This is a genomic window from Pseudomonas sp. MDT1-16, assembly GCF_054898115.1.
In genome coordinates, this window is sequence record NZ_CM142717.1 from 2,530,453 (window position 1) to 2,551,878 (window position 21,426).

Annotated in this window: 18 protein-coding genes and 1 pseudogene; 2 read left to right on the forward strand and 17 right to left on the reverse strand. The window is 59.5% G+C overall.

Annotated features, from left to right (window positions below):
- The first annotated feature begins 151 nt into the window (after positions 1-151).
- Positions 152-517, forward strand: a complete 366-nt coding sequence (locus ACYZT3_RS11360) for an SPOR domain-containing protein (RefSeq protein WP_282377687.1) — start codon at positions 152-154, stop codon at positions 515-517.
- Between the two features lie 100 nt (positions 518-617).
- A pseudogene (locus ACYZT3_RS11365) lies at positions 618-1,271 on the forward strand (siderophore-interacting protein); the annotation flags it as partial.
- Positions 1,272-1,534: 263 nt separating this feature from the next.
- Here ACYZT3_RS11365 and nuoN read toward each other — a convergent pair.
- From nuoN to ACYZT3_RS11450, 17 genes are all read right to left on the reverse strand, one after another.
- A complete protein-coding gene (gene nuoN / locus ACYZT3_RS11370; RefSeq protein ID WP_282377688.1) occupies positions 1,535-2,998 on the reverse strand; it encodes an NADH-quinone oxidoreductase subunit NuoN in 1,464 nt (487 codons plus the stop codon).
- A 7-nt stretch (positions 2,999-3,005) separates the two neighbouring features.
- Positions 3,006-4,538: an NADH-quinone oxidoreductase subunit M gene (gene nuoM, locus ACYZT3_RS11375; protein WP_282377689.1), complete on the reverse strand. Its 1,533-nt coding sequence runs from the start codon at positions 4,536-4,538 to the stop codon at positions 3,006-3,008.
- A 39-nt stretch (positions 4,539-4,577) separates the two neighbouring features.
- The gene (gene nuoL / locus ACYZT3_RS11380; protein ID WP_462032110.1) at positions 4,578-6,431 is read right to left on the reverse strand and encodes an NADH-quinone oxidoreductase subunit L; all 1,854 of its coding nucleotides are present in this window, start codon (positions 6,429-6,431) and stop codon (positions 4,578-4,580) included.
- Positions 6,428-6,736 (reverse strand): NADH-quinone oxidoreductase subunit NuoK, encoded by a 309-nt coding sequence (nuoK, locus tag ACYZT3_RS11385; protein ID WP_007905077.1) that lies wholly within the window; start codon positions 6,734-6,736, stop codon positions 6,428-6,430. Before nuoK ends, nuoL begins: the two co-directional genes overlap by 4 nt.
- 2 nt (positions 6,737-6,738) lie before the next feature.
- Entirely contained in the window at positions 6,739-7,242 is a 504-nt protein-coding gene (gene nuoJ, locus ACYZT3_RS11390) for an NADH-quinone oxidoreductase subunit J (RefSeq protein ID WP_095631557.1), read from the reverse strand.
- Between the two features lie 9 nt (positions 7,243-7,251).
- Positions 7,252-7,797, reverse strand: coding sequence for an NADH-quinone oxidoreductase subunit NuoI (gene nuoI, locus ACYZT3_RS11395; protein WP_218192018.1), 546 nt, complete (start codon positions 7,795-7,797; stop codon positions 7,252-7,254).
- Between the two features lie 12 nt (positions 7,798-7,809).
- A complete protein-coding gene (nuoH, locus tag ACYZT3_RS11400) occupies positions 7,810-8,817 on the reverse strand; it encodes an NADH-quinone oxidoreductase subunit NuoH (protein WP_008146046.1) in 1,008 nt (335 codons plus the stop codon).
- The gene (gene nuoG, locus ACYZT3_RS11405; RefSeq protein WP_462032111.1) at positions 8,814-11,528 is read right to left on the reverse strand and encodes an NADH-quinone oxidoreductase subunit NuoG; all 2,715 of its coding nucleotides are present in this window, start codon (positions 11,526-11,528) and stop codon (positions 8,814-8,816) included. The genes nuoH and nuoG overlap by 4 nt, the downstream gene beginning before the upstream one ends.
- Positions 11,529-11,664: 136 nt before the next feature.
- Complete coding sequence (nuoF, locus tag ACYZT3_RS11410; protein ID WP_282377692.1) at positions 11,665-13,020, reverse strand: NADH-quinone oxidoreductase subunit NuoF; 1,356 nt, start codon at positions 13,018-13,020, stop codon at positions 11,665-11,667.
- Complete coding sequence (nuoE, locus tag ACYZT3_RS11415; protein ID WP_008146039.1) at positions 13,017-13,514, reverse strand: NADH-quinone oxidoreductase subunit NuoE; 498 nt, start codon at positions 13,512-13,514, stop codon at positions 13,017-13,019. Before nuoE ends, nuoF begins: the two co-directional genes overlap by 4 nt.
- A 2-nt stretch (positions 13,515-13,516) precedes the next feature.
- Complete coding sequence (gene nuoC / locus ACYZT3_RS11420; protein ID WP_462032112.1) at positions 13,517-15,301, reverse strand: NADH-quinone oxidoreductase subunit C/D; 1,785 nt, start codon at positions 15,299-15,301, stop codon at positions 13,517-13,519.
- Between the two features lie 72 nt (positions 15,302-15,373).
- On the reverse strand, positions 15,374-16,048 hold the full coding sequence (locus ACYZT3_RS11425; RefSeq protein WP_008146035.1) for a NuoB/complex I 20 kDa subunit family protein: 675 nt from the start codon (positions 16,046-16,048) through the stop codon (positions 15,374-15,376).
- 10 nt (positions 16,049-16,058) lie between these two features.
- Positions 16,059-16,472: an NADH-quinone oxidoreductase subunit A gene (locus ACYZT3_RS11430; protein WP_003223812.1), complete on the reverse strand. Its 414-nt coding sequence runs from the start codon at positions 16,470-16,472 to the stop codon at positions 16,059-16,061.
- A 538-nt stretch (positions 16,473-17,010) separates the two neighbouring features.
- Positions 17,011-18,336 carry an isocitrate lyase gene (gene aceA, locus ACYZT3_RS11435; protein ID WP_282377694.1) on the reverse strand — a complete coding sequence of 442 codons (1,326 nt, stop codon included), beginning with the start codon at positions 18,334-18,336 and terminating at the stop codon, positions 17,011-17,013.
- Between the two features lie 475 nt (positions 18,337-18,811).
- Positions 18,812-19,573: a secretin N-terminal domain-containing protein gene (locus ACYZT3_RS11440; protein ID WP_462032113.1), complete on the reverse strand. Its 762-nt coding sequence runs from the start codon at positions 19,571-19,573 to the stop codon at positions 18,812-18,814.
- Positions 19,574-19,787: 214 nt separating this feature from the next.
- On the reverse strand, positions 19,788-20,213 hold the full coding sequence (locus ACYZT3_RS11445) for a GNAT family N-acetyltransferase (protein WP_282377696.1): 426 nt from the start codon (positions 20,211-20,213) through the stop codon (positions 19,788-19,790).
- Positions 20,206-21,375 (reverse strand): ribosomal protein uL16 3-hydroxylase, encoded by a 1,170-nt coding sequence (locus ACYZT3_RS11450; RefSeq protein ID WP_282377697.1) that lies wholly within the window; start codon positions 21,373-21,375, stop codon positions 20,206-20,208. The genes ACYZT3_RS11445 and ACYZT3_RS11450 overlap by 8 nt, the downstream gene beginning before the upstream one ends.
- Positions 21,376-21,426: the final 51 nt, after the last annotated feature.

Sequence of the window (21,426 nt, forward strand, 5' to 3'; positions counted from 1 at the left end):
TTTCTGACGTGCAGATGCTGCATTAATTCCCAAGGCGTAACTATACAGAGGCCGCAATCATCATTCTCGTTGTTTTAAGCCCATTTTGCGGCACTCGGGAAGTATTCATGAATGTTAAAATCGTCGCTTTAAGCATTCAGAGGGAAGCGTTGTGGGCAAAATGGTCTTGGTAATCGCGGTACTGGCGCTGGCGGGATGCGGTGAGGGCAAGAGCGTTGACGCGCAAAAGCCGCAGCCGGCAGCTGTGGCTGCACCTTCGGTAGCATCCGCGCCACAATGGGATCTCGAAGTTCGAGGCGAAACAACTCAAGCGGTCAGCGACCTTAGCGGCTGGCTGATTGAGCACAGTTTCGTTTCCAATGTTGTCAAGGAGAATGGAAAGACCCGGATTCTGGTCGGGCCATTCAATTCGAAAGCCGAGGCCGAGGCCAAACAGGCAGAAGTGGGTGCGGCGCTCGTCCGGGCTAAGAAACAGAACATCGAATTGCTGGTTGTCGAACGTCCAGTGGCCCAGTAACGGACTTTTCCTGGGTGCTTTCGACAGAACGCCTTAAAGGGGATCCACATTGACTCGTTTCTAGACGTAGTCACTGTCGATTCCCAACAGGAATTCCCCCATGGCCTCCACCACCCCGTACAAAATATTCGACGCAGTCCTGCGGCACAAAAAGACACTGAGTCCTCATTTGATGCGCGTCACTCTGGCCGGTCCGATGCTCACCGAGATGACAACCTGGGCACCGGATCAGCGCGTGAAGCTGTTCTTTCCGGCTGTGGACGGCTCGCCTGCCAGGCTTTCTCATGACGATGGCTGGTACGCACGTTACCGCTCGATGCCGGTTGTTCAGCGCCCGGCATCCCGTTGGGCAATGCATGCAGCAGCGGGCGAGCCGATCCAGATCGTCGCACCTGATCGCCAGTTTTCGGCGCAAGACACGGGAGGTTTCGAATGGAAGCCGCCTCAACAGCTCCAGCATCTGTTACTGGTCGCCGATGCCACTGCTTTGCCCGCGGCACTCGGGATTCTGGACGAGATGGCAGCGCTTGCCGAACCACCGATAACCCAAGCGATTTTTGAAGTGGACAGTGTAGACGATGCGCTGCCGGCCCCTGACTGACCGGGCCTTTCGGTGGAGTGGCTGATTCGAGATCACGCCACCGCGACTGAAGGGGGCTCGCTGATGGTCGACGCGGTGCGTCGGGTAATTCTGCCGTCATCCTCTTCGAAAGCATTCGAAACGGTGGAACTGGCGGCAGTCGATGTGGACGAGGGCAGCAGCCAAGGCATCGAAGCCCTCTACTAATTCACAAAAAATGTCACGCTTCATCATTCGCTCTTTTCTCGATTTCTCCGTCCGGCAGTCACTCAAGATAGAACCAAGCGCTCAATATTGGATGTAGGACGAAGCGGACAATCCGGCGAGAGCTTTCTGGATTATGGGAGGCGGCGGCCACATCAATAACAAATCCTACAAACGCAAAAACGGCACCCGAAGGTGCCGTTCCTGTTTTCTACGATCTACCGCTTAAGCGATCAACCTGACAAACCGGCCTGCTGAACCAGGACCAGCAACGGCTGCGGATACAGTCCAAGGAAGAACGCCAGTGCGGCGATGGCCAGCAGCATCACGCCGCCTGCACGTTGTTCCCAGTGCAATTGCGCGTCGTGGCGACGCAGGTTCGGCTCGATCAGGAACAGGGTGACCATGACGCGCAGGTAGTAGAAAACGCCGATGGCGCTGCCCAGTACCAGGGCGCCGACCAGCCACCATTGCTGCGACTCGACACCGGTGGCGATGATGTAGAACTTGCCGATGAAGCCCGCGGTCAGCGGGATACCGGCCAGGGACAGCATCATCACGGTCAGGACGGCGGTCAGGTACGGACGGCGCCAGAACAGGCCGCGGTATTCGTACAGGGCATCCGCGTCACGGCCGTTGTACGGCGAGGACATCAGCGTGATCACGCCGAACGCGCCGAGGCTGGTGATCACGTAGGTGACCAGGTACACGCCGATGGCTTCCACGGCCAGACCCTTGCTCGCCACCAGGGCGATCAGCAGGTAACCGAAGTGAGCGATGGACGAGTAACCCAGCAGACGCTTGAGGTTGCTTTGGGTCAGTGCCAGCAGGTTACCGAACAGGATCGACGCGATGGCGATGATGGTCAGCACGTCGCTCAGCACACCGCTGCTTGCCGCCGGCGAGATCTGGAACAGACGCACCATCACTGCGAACACAGCGACTTTCGACGCGGTGGCCAGGAACGCTGCCACCGGTGCCGGAGCACCTTCGTAAACGTCCGGGGTCCAGAGGTGAAACGGTACCAGCGACAGCTTGAACGCCAGACCGATCAGCATCATGCCCAGGCCCAGTTGCGCCAGCGAACTTGGCAGGCCGGTGGCGGCCAGGGCCTGGCCGATGCCAACGAAGCTCAGGCTACCGGAGTCGGCATACAGCAGGGCCATACCAAACAACAGAAACGCGGAACCGGCGGCCGACAGCACCATGTACTTGATACCGGCTTCCAGCGAACGCTTGTTGAAGAAGGCGTAAGCCACCAGACCGTAGACCGGTACCGAGAGCAGTTCCAGACCGATGAACAACCCGGCCAGGTGCTGCGCGCTGACCAGTACCAGGCCACCGGCGGCGGCCATCAGGATCAGCAGGTAAAGTTCTTCACGGTTACCCGGGTAACCCGAACCGCCATCGCCGAGGTAGGCGTGGGCGAGGGTCACACAAGCGAGGGTGGCGACCAGGATCAGCGCCATGTACAAGCAAGCGAAGGTGTCGATCTGCAGCAACGGGGTCACGGCCAGAGGCGCGACTTTCAGGGCTGGCAGGATCGACAGCAACGCCAGGTTCAGACCCGCCACGGAAATCAGGAAGGTCTGCGAGTGGTTGCGACGCCAGGCGATTGCCAGCATCACCACGATGATCGTGGCGCTGGTGATCAACAACGGCGCAAGCGCGATAAAGTGTTGAGTCGTGAATTCCATAGCGCTCTTACCGGGCCGAAGCGAGTTGAGTGAAGGCGGTACCGAGCCATTGCTGCACGCCATGCATCGTAGCGGCAGAGGTATCGAGGAACGGTTGCGGGTACACGCCGATGTAAATCAGCAGTGCCGCCAGGCCGACCACCATGATCAGTTCGCGACCATCCATGCCATGCAGCACCGCATCCGATTTGGACGGGCCGAAGTAGGCACGGTGGATCATGATCAGCGAGTAGACCGAACCGAACACCAGACCGGACGTCGCGATGATAGTGATCCATGGGGCGCTTGGGAACGTGCCGATCAGGATCAGGAACTCACCCACAAAGTTACCGGTACCCGGCAAGCCCAATGACGCGGCTGCGAAGAACAGGCTGATGGCCGGCAGGTAAGCAATCTTCGACCACAGGCCACCCATCTCGCGCATGTCGCGGGTGTGAGTGCGCTCGTACAGCTGACCGCTGAGGATAAAGAGTGCCGCGGCCGACAGACCGTGTGCCAGCATCTGCATCACCGCACCCTGCAGCGCCAGTTGGCTGCCGGAGTAGATGCCGATCAACACGAAGCCCATGTGGGAAACGGAGGAGTAGGCGATCAGACGCTTGATGTCGGTTTGTGCGAAGGCCAGGAACGCACCATAGAAAATCCCGATCAGACCGAGGGTCATGGCGATCGGCGCAAACTCGGCCGAGGCATTCGGGAACAGCGGCAGGGCGAAACGCAGCAGACCGTAAGCAGCCGTTTTCAACAAGATACCGGCCAGGTCGACCGAACCCGCCGTCGGCGCCTGGGCGTGAGCATCAGGCAACCAGGAGTGGAACGGCACGACTGGCAACTTGACCGCGAAGGCGATGAAGAAGCCGAGCATCAGGATGTACTCGGTGGTCAGCGACATCTTGGTTTTCAACAGATCGGCGTAGTTGAACGTAATCACGCCGGTGTCGTTGAAGTTGACCAGGACCAGACCCAGGATCGCCACCAACATGATCAGGCCGGAAGCCTGAGTGAAGATGAAGAACTTGGTCGCCGCGTAGATCCGGGTTTTCTTGCCGTCCGAAGAACTGTGACCCCAGAGCGCGATGAGGAAGTACATCGGCACCAGCATCATTTCCCAGAAGAAGAAGAACATGAACAGGTCGAGGGCGAGGAACACGCCAACGACACCGCCCAGGATCCACATCAGGTTCAAGTGGAAGAAGCCAACGTGACGCTGGATCTCTTTCCACGAGCAGAGTACCGAGAGGATACCCAGCAGACCGGTCAGCAGGATCATCAACAGCGACAGGCCGTCGAGGGCCAGGTGCACGCTGATGCCGAAGCGCTCGATCCAGATGTGCTTGAACTCAAGCACCCAGGTCGGATCGGCACCCGGTGCCGGAGCAAATGAATAATTACCGTGGGCCCACAGCCAGAGGCCGAGAGCGAGTTCCAGGGTCATGGTCAACAGCGCAATCCAGCGGGGAAGGGTAGCGCCGAAGCGCTCACCCATCCAGCTCAGCAGGCCGCCGATGAAGGGGATCAGGATTAGCCAAGGCAGAATCATGACGGGCTCAATTCCTTTCGCAAGTTCGCAAGGTTCATATCAGACCGCTACCAGCACGATGGCGCCGATGACCAGCACGGAGCCAGCAGCCATGGATGCCGCGTACCAACGCAGTTGACCGGTTTCGGTACGGCTCAGGGCGCTGTGACCGCCTTTGGCCATGCGCGGGATCAGACCGATGGTCTGGTCGAGCGGGTCTTTGCGCAGTCCGTGGGTGATCGCAAGGTAGGGCTTGACGAACAGTTTGTCGTAGATCCAGTCGAAGCCCCAGGCAGCGAACCACCAGGCCGAAAGGAAGCGGCCGATGCCGCTGTTGGCGACTGCAGTGACGAAACGACGCTTGCCGAGGAACAGCAAGGCGGCCAGCAGGATACCGGCCAGGGCGATGGCGCCCGAGGCGATTTCCAGACTGTGCTTGGCTTCGCCGCCGGCATGGCCGACGCTTTCCGGCAGCACGCCGTGCAGCGGTGGAACGATCATCGCGCCAATGGCGGTAGACAATACGATCAGCACCGACAGTGGCAGCCAGTGAGCGATGCCGTGACCGGCGTGGGCTTCGGTCTTCGCTTCACCGTGGAACGCGATGAAGATCAGGCGGAAGGTGTACAGCGACGTCATGAACGCGCCGACCAGACCTGCATAGAGCAGACCGTGGTTGCCGCTGGCAAACGCTTCCCAGAGGATTTCGTCCTTGGAGTAGAAGCCCGCGGTCACCAGTGGCAGGGCAGACAACGCCGCGCCGCCGACGATGAAGCTGGCGTAGGCCAGTGGTAGTTTCTTCCACAGGCCGCCCATCTTGAAGATGTTCTGCTCGTGGTGGCAGGCGACGATCACCGCACCGGAAGCAAGGAACAGCAGCGCCTTGAAGAAGGCGTGGGTCATCAGGTGGAAGATCGCGCCATCCCAGGCGCCAACGCCCAGCGCCAGGAACATGTAGCCGATCTGGCTCATGGTCGAGTAGGCGAGGATACGTTTGATGTCGGTCTGAACCAGTGCGGCAAAACCGGCCAGCACCAGGGTCACACCGCCGACAACGCCCACCAGATGCAGGATGTCCGGCGCCAACGCAAACAGGCCGTGAGTACGGGCGATCAGGTAAACACCGGCGGTCACCATGGTCGCGGCGTGGATCAGTGCCGAAACCGGAGTAGGACCTGCCATCGCATCTGCCAGCCAGGTTTGCAGCGGCAGTTGCGCGGATTTACCGACAGCGCCGCCCAGCAGCATCAGGGTCGCCATGACGATCCAGAAGTCGCCGGACTTGAAGTGCTCCGGCGCCTTGATTAGCAGTTCCTGGATGTTCAGCGTGCCCAACTGTTGGAACAGGATGAACAGGCCGATGGCCATGAACACGTCGCCGATACGGGTCACGATGAAGGCTTTGAGTGCCGCGTTACCGTTGTTACGGTTGCTGTAGTAGAAACCGATCAACAGATACGAGCACAGGCCCACGCCTTCCCAACCGAAGTACAGGAACAACAGGTTATCGCCCAGCACCAGGAACAGCATGCTGGCGATAAACAGGTTGGTGTAGGCGAAGAAGCGCGAGTAACCGGCTTCACCGCGCATGTACCAGGACGCGAACAGGTGGATCAGGAAGCCGACGCCGACTACCACACCGAGCATGGTCAGGGACAGACCATCCAGGTACAGGGCGAAATTAGGCGTAAAGCCTTCCACCGCCATCCATTGCCACAACACTTGCGTGTAGTGACCGCCTTCAGGCGGCGCAACGTTGAACTGCCAGATCACATAAGCCGTCACGATGGCCGACAGGCCAATGGAGCCGACGCCGATCACGGCCGACAGGTTTTCCGAGAGGCGCCCGCGTGAGAACGCCAGCAGCAGGAAACCCATGAGAGGGAATACGAAAGTCAGATAGAGAAGATTCATCCGCGCATCTCGCTGGCAGCGTCGATATCGAGAGTGTGGAAGCGGCGATACAGCTGCAACAGAATCGCCAGGCCAATACTGGCCTCGGCGGCTGCCAGGCTGATCACCAGGATGAACATGATCTGTCCATCCGGCTGACCCCAGCGGCTACCGGCAACGATGAAGGCCAGTGCGGAGGCATTCATCATGACCTCCAGGCTCATCAGCACGAAGAGAATGTTGCGCCGGACCATCAGGCCGACCAGACCGAGGCAGAACAGGATGCCGGCAACGGCGAGTCCATGCTCGAGAGGGATAGCAGGCATCGTCATTGCTCCTTGGCTTCGTTGCGGCCCAAGTGGAACGCCGTGACGGCTGCAGCAAGCAGCAGCATCGAGGCGAGTTCGACCACCAGCAGATAAGGACCGAACAGGCTGATGCCCACGGCCTTGGCGTCTACGGTGGTGTGGCCGATGGCCTGACCGCTGGCGTCGCTGAACAACACGTACAGCAGTTCAACCAGCAGCAGGGCGCCGAGTGCGACCGGGCCGAGCCAGATGCCGGGCTTGAGCCAGACGCGCTCTTGCTGAACCGAGGCCGGGCCCAGGTTCAGCATCATCACCACAAACACGAACAGCACCATAATGGCGCCAGCGTAGGCGATCACTTCCAGCACGCCGGCGAACGGCGCGCCGAGGGCGAAAAAGGTCATCGCCACGGCAATCAGCGAAATGATCAGGTAGAGCAGGGCGTGCACAGGGTTGGTGTTGGTGATCACGCGAAGCGTGGACACAACAGCGATACCCGATGCGAAATAGAAAGCGAATTCCATCTTTCTTCCTTAAGGCAGCAAGCTCTTCACGTTGATCGGTTCGGCTTCATTTTGCGCGGCGCCTTTTGGCTTACCGGCAATCGCCATACCTGCAACACGATAGAAGTTGTAATCAGGGTTTTTGCCGGGGCCGGAGATCAACAGATCTTCTTTCTCGTACACCAGGTCCTGACGTTTGAACTCGGCCATTTCGAAATCCGGTGTCAGCTGGATTGCGGTGGTCGGGCAGGCTTCCTCGCAGAGGCCGCAGAAAATGCAGCGCGAGAAGTTGATACGGAAAAACTCCGGGTACCAGCGACCGTCTTCGGTTTCAGCTTTCTGCAGCGAGATGCAACCGACCGGGCACGCCACGGCGCACAGGTTGCAGGCTACACAACGCTCTTCGCCATCAGGGTCGCGAGTCAGGACGATACGTCCACGAAAGCGCGGCGGCAGGTACACAGCTTCTTCCGGGTACTGCAGCGTGTCGCGCTTGCGGAAGGCATGGCCGAAGATCATCACCAGGCTGCGAAGCTGGGTAAAGAAGCCATGCACGATGTCAAAAATGTACTTCATGATTCTCTATCCTCACTGAGCCGCGACGGCGGGCGTGTTGAGCAACACGATCGCAGCGGTCACCAGCATGTTGACGAGGGTCAGCGGCAGGCAGAACTTCCAGCTGAAATCCATCACTTGGTCATACCGTGGGCGCGGAATCGAAGCGCGCAGCAGGATGAAGAACATGATGAAGAACGCGGTTTTCAGTGCGAACCAGATGAACGGGATCTGCGGCAGAATACCGAACGGACCGTGCCAGCCACCGAAGAACAAGGTCACCAGAAGCGCCGAAATCAACACGATGCCGATGTACTCGCCGACGAAGAACATGCCCCATTTCATGCCGGCGTATTCAATGTGGTAACCGTCGGCCAGTTCCTGTTCCGCTTCCGGCTGGTCGAACGGGTGACGGTGAGTCACGGCGACGCCAGCGATGAAGAAGGTCAGGAAACCGAAGATCTGCGGAATGACGAACCACAGGTTCTGCGCTTGATACTCAACGATGTCGCGCATGTTGAACGAGCCGACCTGGATCACGATGCCCATCAGCGACAGGCCCATGAACACTTCGTACGACACGGTTTGCGCCGAGGCCCGCAAGCTGCCCAACAGGGCGAACTTGTTGTTACTCGACCAACCGGCGAACAACACCGCATAGACCGACAGACCGGCCATGGCGAAGAAGAACAGGATGCCGATGTTGATATCCGCCACGCCCCAGGTCGGGGTGATCGGGATGATCGCGAAGGCAATCAGCAAGGCGCTCATGGCCACGACCGGTGCCAAGGTGAAGATCACTTTGTCGGCGAACGGTGGGGTCCAGTCTTCCTTGAAGAACATCTTGATCATGTCGGCCGCAATCTGGAACGCGCCGAACGGGCCGACGCGGTTCGGACCGTAGCGGTCCTGCCAGAGGGCGAGCAAACGACGCTCGACCCAGCTCAGCAGCGCGCCGCACACCACGACGGCGAGCAGAATCACGATGGCCTTGAGGACCGCGATGATCACGTCAATCACTTCAGGCGTGAACCAGGTCATTGAGCTGCCTCCTGCAGACCGTCAACGGATTTGCCAAAGATCGCCGGCGGAATGCCAGCGATACCGGCCGGCAATGCGACCAGACCGGCACCCAGCTCTTCGTTGATGCGCAGCGGCAGACGCAGGGTCTGGCCAGCCACGTTCAAGCTCAGCATGGTGCCATCCTTGACACCCAGGCGGTCGGCTTCGGATTTGGCCAGCGACACGTACGCGGCCGGGATGCGCTCTTGAACCGGCGCGGCTTTGGAAGAGTTCTCTTCGCTGCCGAGCAAGTGGAAGAACGGTACAACCTGCCAGGTACCTGGAGCCGGGTTGAACGCGCGAGGAACACTGGCGAACCAGTTCAGCGAATCACCGGTGCTTTCGATCAGGCGGGTGCCCGGGTCGCCAGCGCGGATGTGACCACCGACTTCGTCCTGGAACTTGTTCCAGGCTTGCGGTGAGTTCCAGCCCGGAGACCAGGCGAATGGCACTTGCTGACGCGGTTCGACCGAGCCCGAGTAACCTTCCATGGAGAACGAGAACGCGGTGTCGTTATCCTGGGAAGTACGCGGTTCGTGCACGCTGATGTCGGCGCGCATGGCGGTGCGACCGGAGTAACGCAGCGGTTCGCGCGCCAGTTTCAGGCCTTTGATACGGAACGCGGCGGACGGCGCGGCGCTGACGATGCCGGCCAGTTGCGCAGTGCTTGCAGCACACGCAGCGGTGACGTGGTCCAGTTGAGTCCAGTCGATTGGCTGGTTCAACAGGGTCGCGCGCAGGGCATGCAGCCAGCGCCAGCCTTCGTGAACGAGGATGCTCGCGTCGAGGTAAGTCGGGTCGAAGACCTGGAAGAAACGCTGGGCGCGGCCTTCCTGGCTGACCAACGTACCGTCGCCTTCAGCAAAGCTGGCGGCTGGCAGAACCAGGTGCGCGCGATCGCTGGTAGCGGTTTTCTGATGGTCCGCCACGATCACCACTTTCGCGGCGTTCAGGGCTGCATCGACACGGGCTTTGTCGGTACGGGTGAACAGATCGTTTTCCAGCACGACGATGGCGTCGGCTTTGCCGTCAATCACGGCTTGCAGGGCCGCGTCGACCGATTCGCCACCGAGCATGGCCAGGCCGAGGCTGTTGGCCTCTGGCACGATCAGGCTGATGGAACCGTTCTTCTCGCGCAGCTTCAGCGCTTTGGCGATGTTCGCCGCCGCTTCGATCAGCGCCTTGGAACCCAACGAGGTACCGGCAATGATCAGCGGACGCTTGGCTGCGAGCAGGGCATCGGCGATACGCTTGGCCAGCGCCAGCGCTTCAGCGTCCAGGCCTTCAACGGCAGGCGCGCTGGCGTCGAGGGCGTGAGCCACGGCGAAACCGATGCGGGCCAGGTCGTCTGGCGCCGCGTGAACGCATTCTTCAGCGATGTCGTCGAGCTTGGTTTCAGCCAGGCTGGCGATGAACAGCGGGCTCAGAGCGTTCTGACCGATGTTCTTCACCGCAGCGTCGAGCCAAGGCTGAACGCGCATGGCGTCGGCCATGTCTTCGGCTTTGCCTTTGACCGATTGACGCAGGGACAGGGCCATGCGCGCAGCAGTCTGGGTCAAGTCTTCACCGAGGACGAAGATGGCGTCGTGGTCTTCGATGTCGCGCATGTTCGGGATCGGCAGCGGGCTGTCTTTCAGCACCTGCATGACCAGACGAATGCGTTCCAGCTCAGCGGCTTCGATACCGGAGTAGAAGTGCTCGGCGCCGACCAGTTCGCGCAACGCGTAGTTGCTTTCGAGGCTGGCACGTGGCGAACCGATACCGACGATGTTGCGACCGCGCAGCAGGTCGGCGGCTTTATCCAGCGCTTCGTCGAGCGTCAGCTTGGCGCCGTTGGCCAGCTTTGGCTGACGCGGGCGGTCTTCGCGGTTGACGTAGCCGTAGCCGAAGCGGCCACGGTCGCACAGGAAGTACTGGTTTACCGAACCGTTGAAACGGTTTTCGATACGACGCAGTTCACCGTAGCGCTCGCCCGGGGAGATGTTGCAACCGCTGGAGCAGCCATGGCAGATGCTCGGCGAGAACTGCATGTCCCACTTGCGGTTGTAGCGCTCGGAGTGAGTCTTGTCGGTGAACACACCGGTCGGGCAGACCTCGGTGAGGTTGCCGGAGAACTCGCTTTCCAGGGTGCCGTCTTCAACGCGACCGAAGTACACGTTGTCGTGGGCGCCGAACACACCGAGGTCAGTGCCGCCGGCGTAGTCCTTATAGAAGCGCACGCAGCGGTAGCAAGCGATGCAGCGGTTCATTTCGTGGGAAATGAACGGGCCCAGTTGCTGGTTCTGGTGGGTACGCTTGGTGAAGCGATAACGGCGCTCGTTGTGGCCGGTCATCACGGTCATGTCTTGCAGGTGGCAGTGACCGCCTTCTTCACAGACCGGGCAGTCGTGAGGGTGGTTAGTCATCAGCCATTCAACGACGCTGGCGCGAAACACTTTCGCTTCTTCGTCGTCGATGGAAATCCAGCTGCCGTCGGTAGCTGGCGTCATGCACGACATGACGATCCGACCACGCTTGTCGTTCTCGTCGGTGTACTGCTTGACCGCGCACTGGCGGCAAGCGCCAACGCTGCCTAGGGCGGGGTGCCAGCAGAAATAGGGGATATCGAGGCCTAGCGACAGACATGCCTGTAACAGGTTGTCTGCCCCGTCGACTTCGAGCTCTTTGCCGTCTACGTGGATAGTGGCCATGGTTCAAAGTTCTTCGTTGGCCCGGTGTCAGCGGGCGTGGCTAATGGAATCTTGTTATCCGCGCGAATCAAAACAGCCGTTAAAGGCGTCATCGTGCGAAAAGCGAACGGCACGGACCGTTCGCTTTTTTAAAGCGTTAAGCGCCGACTACGATCGGCCTTGCCAGAGGCGGGACGACGGCGCTGGTAGGCGCGATGCCGGCTTCGAACTCATGGCGGAAGTATTTGATTGCGCTGCCCAACGGCTCCACGGCGCCCGGTGCGTGAGCACAGAAGGTCTTGCCCGGGCCGAGGAAGCCGACCAGACCCAGCAGGGTCTCGATATCGCCGGCTTGCCCTTCACCGTTCTCGATGGCGCGCAGAAGCTTGACGCTCCACGGCAAACCGTCACGGCACGGGGTGCAGAAGCCGCAAGATTCACGGGAGAAGAACTCCTCCATGTTGCGCAGCAGGGACACCATGTTGACGCTGTCGTCCACCGCCATGGCCAGGCCGGTACCCATACGGGTGCCCACCTTGGCGATGCCGCCGGCGTACATTTGTGCGTCCAGGTGTTCCGGCAACAGGAAACCGGTACCGGCGCCGCCTGGCTGCCAGCACTTGAGCGTGTAACCGTCGCGCATGCCGCCAGCGTAGTCTTCGAACAACTCGCGACCAGTGACGCCGAACGGCAATTCCCACAGGCCGGGGTTCTTGACCTTGCCGGAGAAGCCCATGAGCTTGGTGCCCATGTCTTCACTGCCTTCGCGCGCCAACGATTTGTACCAGTCCACGCCGTCGGTAATGATCGCCGGCACGTTGCACAGGGTTTCAACGTTGTTCACGCACGTCGGCTTGCCCCACACGCCAACGGCGGCCGGGAAGGGTGGCTTGGAGCGTGGATTGGCGCGGCGGCCTTCGAGGGAGTTGATCAGAGCGGTTTCTTCACCGCAGATGTAACGCCCGGCGCCGGTGTGGACGAACAGCTCGAAATCGAAGCCGCTGCCCAGGATGTTTTTACCCAGCAGGCCGGCTGCCTTGGCTTCTTCCACAGCACGGTTGAGGTGCTTGGCGGCGGTGGTGTATTCGCCACGCAGGAAGATGTAGCCACGGTAGGTTTTCAGTGCGCGAGCACTGATCAGCATGCCTTCGATCAGCAGATGGGGCAGTTGCTCCATCAGCATGCGGTCTTTCCAGGTGTTCGGTTCCATTTCATCCGCGTTGCACAGCAGGTAGCGGATATTGATGGATTCGTCTTTCGGCATCAGGCCCCACTTGACGCCCGTGGGGAAGCCTGCACCGCCGCGACCTTTAAGGCCCGAGTCTTTCACAGTCTGGACGATGTCGTCCTGAGCCATGTCGGCGAAGGCTTTGCGCGCAGCCGCGTAACCGTTCTTGGCCTGGTACTCGTCGAGCCAGACAGCTTCGCCGTCGTCACGCAGACGCCAGGTGAGCGGGTGAGTCTCGGCCGACCGCTTGATGCGGTTGGCAGGACCGAAGGAAGTCAGGGTCATACGTAGCCCTCGAGCAATTTGGCAACGCCGGCAGGCTGCACATCACCGAAAGTGTCGTCGTCGATCATCAACGCCGGCGCCTTGTCGCAGTTGCCGAGGCAGCAGACCGGCAGCAGGGTGAAACGACCGTCGGCGGTGGTCTGACCCAGGCCGATGCCCAGATTGCTCTGGATTTCGCTGACAACGGATTCGTGGCCACCGATGTAGCAGACCATGCTGTCGCAAACGCGGATGATGTGACGGCCCACTGGCTGACGGAAGATCTGGCTATAGAACGTCGCCACCCCTTCAACGTCGCTCGCCGGGATGCCAAGGATCTCGCCGATGGCGTAGAGCGCGCCGTCAGGCACCCAACCACGTTCCTTCTGGACGATCTTCAGGGCTTCGATCGACGCCGCGCGCGGGTCTTCGTAGTGATGCAGCTCGTGCTCGATGGCCGAGCGCTCGGTTTCGCTCAGGGCGAAACGGTCTGTCTGGATAAGCGTGCTGTTCATGCTTAGCGGTCCACGTCGGCCATAACGAAATCGATACTACCCAGGTACGCAATCAAGTCCGCGACCATGCTGCCTTTGATCACCGAAGGGATCTGCTGCAGGTGCGGGAAGCTTGGGGTGCGAATCCGGGTGCGGTAGCTCATGGTGCCGCCATCGCTCGTCAGGTAATAACTGTTGATGCCCTTGGTCGCTTCGATCATCTGGAAGGATTCGTTGGCCGGCATGACCGGGCCCCACGAAACTTGCAGGAAGTGCGTGATCAGGGTCTCGATGTGCTGCAGGGTGCGCTCTTTCGGCGGCGGCGTGGTCAGCGGGTGATCCGCCTTGTACGGGCCTTCCGGCATGTTGCGCATGCACTGCTCAATGATCTTCAGGCTCTGGCGCATTTCTTCGACACGCACGATGCAACGGTCATAGGCATCGCCATTGGCCGCCAGCGGTACTTCGAATTCGAAGTTCTCGTAGCCGGAGTACGGACGAGCCTTGCGCAGGTCGAAATCGCAACCGGTCGAACGCAGGCCAGAACCGGTGACGCCCCATTCCAGGGCTTCCTTGGTGTTGTAGGCCGCGACGCCGATGGTCCGGCCTTTGAGGATGCTGTTGTCCAGGGCGGCTTTCTGGTATTCGTCCAGACGCTTTGGCATCCACTCGATGAAGTCCTTCACCAGTTTTTCCCAGCCGCGCGGCAGGTCGTGAGCGACGCCACCGATGCGGTACCAGGCCGGGTGCAGACGGAAACCGGTGATGGCTTCGATCACCGTGTACGCCTTCTGACGGTCGGTGAACGTGAAGAACACCGGGGTCATGGCGCCGACGTCCTGGATGTAAGTCCCCAGGAACAGCAGGTGGCTGGTGATCCGGAAGAACTCGGCCATCATGATGCGGATGACGTCGACCTTCTCAGGCACCTTGATGCCGGCCAGCTTCTCGACCGAGAGCACGTACGGCAGGTTGTTCATCACGCCGCCGAGGTAATCGATACGGTCGGTGTACGGGATGAAGCTGTGCCAGGACTGACGCTCGGCCATCTTCTCGGCACCACGGTGGTGGTAACCGACGTCCGGCACACAGTCGACGATCTCTTCACCATCCAGCTGCAGAATGATGCGGAACGCACCGTGCGCGGAAGGGTGGTTAGGGCCGAGGTTGAGGAACATGTAGTCCTCGTTCGCACCGGAACGCTTCATGCCCCAGTCTTCAGGCTTGAAGCGCGCGGCTTCTTCCTCAAGCTGTTGCTTGGCCAACGTCAGGCTGAACGGGTCGAACTCGGTGGCACGGGCCGGGAAGTCCTTGCGCAGCGGGTGACCTTCCCAGGTTGGCGGCATCATGATGCGGGTCAGGTGCGGGTGACCGGCAAAGTTGATGCCGTACATGTCCCACACTTCACGCTCGTACCAGTTGGCGTTCGGCCAGATACCGGTCACGGTCGGCACGCTAAGGTCGCTCTCGGACAAGGCGACCTTGATCATTACGTCACTATTACGTTCGATCGACATCAAGTGATAGAACACGGTGAAGTCGACGCCGTTCGGCAGCCCTTGACGCTTGGTGCGCAGACGCTCGTCCACGCCGTGCAGGTCATAGAGCATGACGTACGGCTTGGGCAGGTTGCGCAGGAAGGTCAGGACTTCGACGAGTTTGGCACGGGCAACCCAAAGCACCGGCATGCCGGTGCGGGTAGGCTGGGCGGTGAACGCCTCCGGGCCAAATCGGTTATTCAGTTCGACGACCACATCCTGGTCGTCTGCCTTATAAGGCGGGATGTACAGAGCACTGCCTGTAGTCATGGTTATTTATCGCTTTCGGTCAACGTAAAGAATGAAACCAGTGTCTCGTTCTATAAAAGAAGCAGAGCTGGATCAGACTTCGTCGGGGCTGCGCAGGTTGGTGACTGCGATTCGCTGTTCGCGGCGCTGTTCCTTTTGCGAAGGCATCTCAGCGCGGTACACGCCTTGATCGCCGACGACCCAGGAAAGCGGACGACGCTCCTGTCCAATCGACTCTTGCAAGAGCATCAAGCCTTGCAGAAAAGCTTCAGGGCGGGGCGGGCAGCCAGGCACGTAGACGTCCACGGGCAGGAACTTGTCCACCCCTTGAACGACGGAGTAGATGTCGTACATGCCACCGGAGTTGGCGCACGAACCCATGGAGATAACCCATTTAGGTTCGAGCATTTGCTCGTAGAGACGCTGAATGATCGGCGCCATCTTGATAAAGCAGGTACCGGCGATAACCATGAAATCGGCCTGACGCGGCGATGCCCGGATAACCTCGGCGCCAAAGCGCGCAATGTCGTGGGGCGCCGTGAAGGCGGTGGTCATTTCCACGTAGCAGCACGAAAGGCCGAAGTTATACGGCCACAGGGAGTTCTTGCGCCCCCAGTTGATCGTGCCGTTAAGCACGTCTTCGAGCTTGCCCATGAAAATGTTTTTGTGAACTTGATCTTCTAACGGATCGGAAACGGTTTCCCGTTCGCCAATCGGATACTGCTCGTTAGGAGCATCGGGGTCGATCCTGGTGAGATTGTATTGCATTGCCAAAGCCTCATTGTTTCAGCTTCGCCTGCCGCTTGCGACGAGCTTCCGGAGCCCAATCAAGGGCGCCCACTCGGAACAGGTAGACAAGACCTGCCAACAGAATTGCTATGAAAACGAGAGCTTCGACGAATCCGGTCCAGCCGCTTTCGCGGACGGACACAGACCAGGCAAAGAGAAAAAGGGCTTCGATATCGAAGATCACGAAGAGCATCGCGACCAGATAGAATTTGGCTGAGAGCCGCAAGCGGGCACCACCTGTAGGTAGCATGCCGGACTCGAACGGTTCGTTTTTGCTGCGGCCCCAGGCTTTTGACCCGAGGAGGCTGGAGACGCCGAGCATGAAGGCGCAAAGGCCGACGACGCCCAAAAGGAAAATGGCAAAGCCCCAGTTGTGGGCCATGAGTCCTGTCGCTTCGGGCATGCTGGTAATCCTTAACAGAGAGCAAAGGTCTCTGAGCTTGAAAAGAAACAAAGCAGTGACGATATGTCGCAGCAATCAATCCCGCTGATTTTATGGCACATCACCGTGCAAGTAAAATTCCTATAGCGAAATTATTTATAGGAATAAGGACATAGCGCACCTCCAAAGCCCCGCAGCCCATGCGTTGCGGGCATTAGCCGGGATTTCATCAATATTGTTTTGTTGGGAATGTAACGCACATAGTTGCGGATGAATGATAATCAATACTGTTCGGGTCTGTTTTTAAACTGTTTAACGGGTGGGTGGCCGGGAAGTTGTCATATAGGCGCGTTACTGCAAGTAGCACACGGGGTAGTTTTACCTTCTTTTCCAGATCGAAAAACTGCTCTGGATCAATGATTTTCAGTGCTTTTTGTGGGAGCGTGCGTGTGAAATCGCGGGCAAAAAAACGCCCCGAACCAGTCGGGGCGTCAGTTGTGCGACGTTGCGGTTAGCTTTCTATCCGATCCGCAACGGCCGTTTGCTCAGGCGAATCAGATCAGTGGAACTGCTCTTCTTCAGTCGAACCGGTCAGTGCGGTTACCGACGACGAGCCACCTTGAATCACAGTGGTCATGTCGTCGAAGTAGCCGGTGCCCACTTCCTGCTGGTGAGCCACGAAGGTGTAACCCTTGGCAGCGTCAGCGAACTCTTGCTCTTGCAGCTTCACGTAGGCAGTCATGTCGTTACGGGCGTAGTCGTGCGCCAGGTTGAACATGCTGTGCCACATGTTGTGAATGCCGGCCAGGGTGATGAACTGGTGCTTGTAACCCATGGCGGACAGTTCGCGCTGGAACTTGGCGATGGTCGCGTCGTCCAGGTTTTTCTTCCAGTTGAAGGAAGGCGAGCAGTTGTACGACAGCAGTTGGTCCGGGTATTCCTTTTTGATCGCTTCGGCGAAGCGACGAGCCTCGTCCAGGTCTGGCTTGGCGGTTTCGCACCAGATCAGGTCGGCGTATGGCGCGTAGGCCAGGCCGCGGGAGATTGCCTGGTCGAGACCAGCGCGCACTTTGTAGAAACCTTCCTGAGTACGTTCGCCAGTCACGAACTCTTTGTCGTACGGGTCGCAATCGGAAGTCAGCAGGTCAGCCGCGTTAGCGTCGGTACGGGCCAGAATGATGGTCGGAGTACCGGCAACGTCAGCCGCCAGGCGAGCAGCGGTCAGCTTTTGTACAGCTTCCTGGGTAGGAACCAGTACCTTGCCGCCCATGTGGCCGCATTTTTTCACGGAAGCCAGTTGGTCTTCGAAGTGAACGCCGGCGGCGCCTGCTTCGATCATGCTCTTCATCAGCTCGTAAGCGTTCAGTACGCCGCCGAAACCGGCTTCGGCGTCAGCCACGATCGGAGCGAAGTAGTCGATGTAACCTTCGTCGCCCGGGCCTTTGCCGGCTTTCCACTGGATCTGGTCAGCACGACGGAACGAGTTGTTGATGCGCTTGACCACGGTTGGAACCGAGTCCACCGGGTACAGCGACTGGTCCGGGTACATCGATTCGGCGGAGTTGTTGTCCGCAGCAACCTGCCAGCCCGACAGGTAGATCGCCTGGATACCGGCTTTAACTTGTTGCACAGCCTGGCCGCCGGTCAGGGCGCCCATGCAGTTGACGAAATCTTTCTCAGGACGGAAGGACGGCTTGGCGCCTTGGGTCACCAGGTTCCAAAGCTTCTCGGCGCCCAATTTTGCAAAGGTGTGCTCAGGTTGAACCGAGCCACGCAGGCGGACGACGTCAGCAGCGGAGTAAGCGCGTGTCACGCCTTTCCAGCGTGGGTTTTCAGCCCAATCTTTTTCGAGGGCTGCAATTTGCTGTTCGCGTGTCAGTGCCATGGAGATAAACCTCGTCGCGTCTTTTACGGAAAGTTGTTCTGCGGTGGAAAATTCATGCACTCGCTGACCAGAAGCTTAGGTGGTCAAGTCGGATTCGGCGGGGATGGCGACGGGATGAACGATGGGCTCGAGGGGAAGTGAGCAGGTAAGGGCGAACTGGCGAGCGCATTCGGGCGTCGTGGGCCTTGGTACGAACTTCAGTGTGGAGCCGGGTTACCTAATTACGCTTCCGTCCCTCGGGACAACTTCGTTCCAGTCGGCAACCTCGTCAAACACACCTTGTGGGCGGTACAGACACGAAGCGGCTCGCGGGGTAGGTGCGAACGGCGCCTCGAAGGCCCTTGCCAGGGCCCCTGATTAGCGGGAGCGAGGCCATCATGCCTTCGCTTTTTTGTATCGTCAAACGTTTTGTAGTGCTTTTTTTCGAGCACTACATCTTTGGTCTAATACGACTAATCAGTCAGTTTTCGGTGGTTTAGTCCAAAGTATCGACTTTCACCCGCAGGGTCATGTCGTCCCGTCCCTGAGTCGAGTAGCTGCGGGTCTGGCCCTGTTTGTCGGCCTGAGTCTGGCGGTTTACGCCAGCCAGGGTGATCCATTCGCCCAGTCGGCCCGTGACAGTTGTGTCGGTACTTTGCACATTCACTACATCGGGACGTTCCTGGCTCATGCGGTCACGATTGGTGCTGATCGCCAGGTGAACGATGTCGCCGGTGACGCTGGCGGTAACGTAGAAACCCTGGGTGACGTTACGGTATTCGGTCTGGCTTCGCAGGTCGCCGTAGGCGTCGGTTTGAGTGCTGGTGAGCGGCACGCTCTGTCCGACCTGGATCAGAGCCGGTGCGCCTTCGCTGGCCTGAATCTGTTGGATCCCGCCATCACGGCTGTCGGTGCTGCGATTGATGATGCGGGTCTGACTCGGTTTGGCACCGTTCACCGAATAACCCTGATCGCCCTGGAAGTTGTTTTCGTTGGTGTCGACGGTGATCAGCAGGCGTTTCGGCTGGGTGTCGAGTTGCGCAATCAGGGCTTTAAGTTCGTCGATCTTGCGTTGATCGGCATTAACGATCAGTTGGTTACCGTAGGCGCTGACCTGGCCATCTTTACCGATGAAATCCTGTGCCATCGGCAACATGTCGGCGCTGGTGTGGTAGTTCAGGGGCACGATCTCGGTGGCTGCCATGACCGAGCAACTGCAGGTCAGCAGCAGCGTGGTGAGCAGGGTGCGTAGGGACATATCCGTTATCTCCGACATCTTGAAGTGTTGATACTGCCAGTTTGTCGGCCCGGCGGGGGGCAAGTTGAATCGTAGACAGCAAAACGCCCCGGCATCCGAGGATGGCGGGGCGTTTTGTAGTGTCCTTGAGTACGCCTTCGCGGGCAAGCCTCGCTCCTACAATACGCGGATAACGGTAGGAGCGAGGCTTGCCCGCGAAGGTGGCGACTCGGTCTTACGCCGAATGACGCACCATGTCCACATGCGGAATCCCTGCTTCCAGGAACTCCTCACTGACCAGGCTGAAGCCCAGGCGCTCATAGAATGCTATGGCTTGTACCTGTGCGCTCAGCCTCTGCTGCTTCAGTCCGCGCTTCTCGGCTTCACCGATCACCGCTTGCATCAGCGCATCGCCGACTTTCAAGCCGCGCCAGTCTTTCAGCACCGACACCCGGCCAACGTGGCCATCGGGCAGCAGGCGAGCGGTGCCAATCGGAAAGTCGCCTTCGAAGGCCAGAAAATGCACCGCAGTTGCGTCATCAGCATCCCATTCCAGCTCGGGCGGAACGGATTGCTCGGCGATGAACACCGTCTCACGAATGCGCCGGATCTCGGCGTTGTCCTTTTGCCAGTCTGCGACACGTACGTGAATTTTATTCATCAGCAAACCCCAGGCTTCCTTGCTTGATCAGTTCACACAGCAGGCCGCGACCGTCTTCGTCGCTCAGCCAGTCGCCGAGGTTGTCGGTGTGCAGCGCGTCTGCGGCGCAAATCAACTTCAGCAGATCGCGCAGTTTGCCCGGCAGGTAACGGCTCTGGCCGCTGGCGAACAGCAGGAGGTCGTCATCGACTTCGGACCAGGCCATGCGCGCGCTCGGGTTGCGGATCAGTACTGCGCCTTGCTCAAGGCTGGCGAGCAGGTCGTCTTCTTCGATCTCTTCCGGTCCCACTACCAGCTCCGGGTAGCGCGGCTCGGTCATGAACTGGCCGAACCAGGTCAGCAGCAGACGTTCGTCGCTCATGTGCTCGGCAAGCAGGCCTTTCAAGCGATCAAGGGCGTCGTGCTGGATCTGATGTGGATCGACCGCAGGCAGGGCGTCGGCGTCGGTGTAACGCTCTTCGTCCGGCAGGAACTGGCTGAGGAAGTCAGTGAAGTGGGTCAGCACCTCAGCGGCGCTCGGTGCGCGGAAACCTACTGAGTAGGTCAGGCAATCATCAACGGCAACGCCGCAATGGGCCAGGCGTGGGGGCAGGTAGAGCATGTCGCCCGGTTCCAGAACCCATTCGTCGGTGGCCTCGAAGTCGGCGAGGATGCGCAGGTCGGCGTGTTGCAGCAGCTTGCTCTCGGAATCGCACATTTGGCCGATTTTCCAGTTGCGCTTGCCGTGACCTTGCAGCAGGAATACGTCGTAGTTGTCGAAGTGAGGGCCGACGCTACCACCTGGGGTGGCGAAGCTGATCATCACATCGTCGATGCGCCAGCTCGGCAGGAAGCGGAAGTTTTCCAGCAGCTCAGCGACTTCCGGTACGAATTGGTCGACCGCTTGAACCAGCAGCGTCCAGTCGCGTTCCGGCAATTTGCTGAATTCGTCTTCGGCGAACGGGCCGCGGCGCAATTCCCAAGGGCGCTCGCCGTGCTCGATCACCAGGCGCGATTCGACTTCTTCTTCCAGCGCCAGGCCGGCCAGTTCGTCGGCGTCGATTGGGCTTTCGAATTCAGGAATCGCCTGGCGGATCAGCAGGGGTTTTTTCTGCCAGTAGTCGCGCAGGAACTCGCGCGCCGTGATGCCGCCCAGAAGTTGAAGAGGAATGTCAGGATTCATGTGTAACCTATTGAAAAAAAGCACTTTTCAGGCGGGAATAAAAACGCCCGG

Coding starts and splice junctions, on each gene's coding strand:
- nuoG (WP_462032111.1), bottom strand. CDS start 11,528: ATGGCCACTATCCACGTAGACGGCAAAGAGCTCGAAGTCGACGGGGCA.
- nuoK (WP_007905077.1), bottom strand. CDS start 6,736: ATGCCTGCTATCCCTCTCGAGCATGGACTCGCCGTTGCCGGCATCCTG.
- ACYZT3_RS11445 (WP_282377696.1), bottom strand. CDS start 20,213: ATGAATAAAATTCACGTACGTGTCGCAGACTGGCAAAAGGACAACGCC.
- ACYZT3_RS11430 (WP_003223812.1), bottom strand. CDS start 16,472: ATGCCCGAAGCGACAGGACTCATGGCCCACAACTGGGGCTTTGCCATT.
- nuoM (WP_282377689.1), bottom strand. CDS start 4,538: ATGATTCTGCCTTGGCTAATCCTGATCCCCTTCATCGGCGGCCTGCTG.
- nuoJ (WP_095631557.1), bottom strand. CDS start 7,242: ATGGAATTCGCTTTCTATTTCGCATCGGGTATCGCTGTTGTGTCCACG.
- nuoH (WP_008146046.1), bottom strand. CDS start 8,817: ATGACCTGGTTCACGCCTGAAGTGATTGACGTGATCATCGCGGTCCTC.
- ACYZT3_RS11440 (WP_462032113.1), bottom strand. CDS start 19,573: ATGTCCCTACGCACCCTGCTCACCACGCTGCTGCTGACCTGCAGTTGC.
- nuoF (WP_282377692.1), bottom strand. CDS start 13,020: ATGACCCTGACTTCCTTCGGTCCTGCCAACCGCATCAAGCGGTCGGCC.
- nuoN (WP_282377688.1), bottom strand. CDS start 2,998: ATGGAATTCACGACTCAACACTTTATCGCGCTTGCGCCGTTGTTGATC.
- ACYZT3_RS11425 (WP_008146035.1), bottom strand. CDS start 16,048: ATGCAATACAATCTCACCAGGATCGACCCCGATGCTCCTAACGAGCAG.
- nuoE (WP_008146039.1), bottom strand. CDS start 13,514: ATGAACAGCACGCTTATCCAGACAGACCGTTTCGCCCTGAGCGAAACC.
- ACYZT3_RS11450 (WP_282377697.1), bottom strand. CDS start 21,375: ATGAATCCTGACATTCCTCTTCAACTTCTGGGCGGCATCACGGCGCGC.
- aceA (WP_282377694.1), bottom strand. CDS start 18,336: ATGGCACTGACACGCGAACAGCAAATTGCAGCCCTCGAAAAAGATTGG.
- nuoL (WP_462032110.1), bottom strand. CDS start 6,431: ATGAATCTTCTCTATCTGACTTTCGTATTCCCTCTCATGGGTTTCCTG.
- nuoC (WP_462032112.1), bottom strand. CDS start 15,301: ATGACTACAGGCAGTGCTCTGTACATCCCGCCTTATAAGGCAGACGAC.
- nuoI (WP_218192018.1), bottom strand. CDS start 7,797: ATGAAGTACATTTTTGACATCGTGCATGGCTTCTTTACCCAGCTTCGC.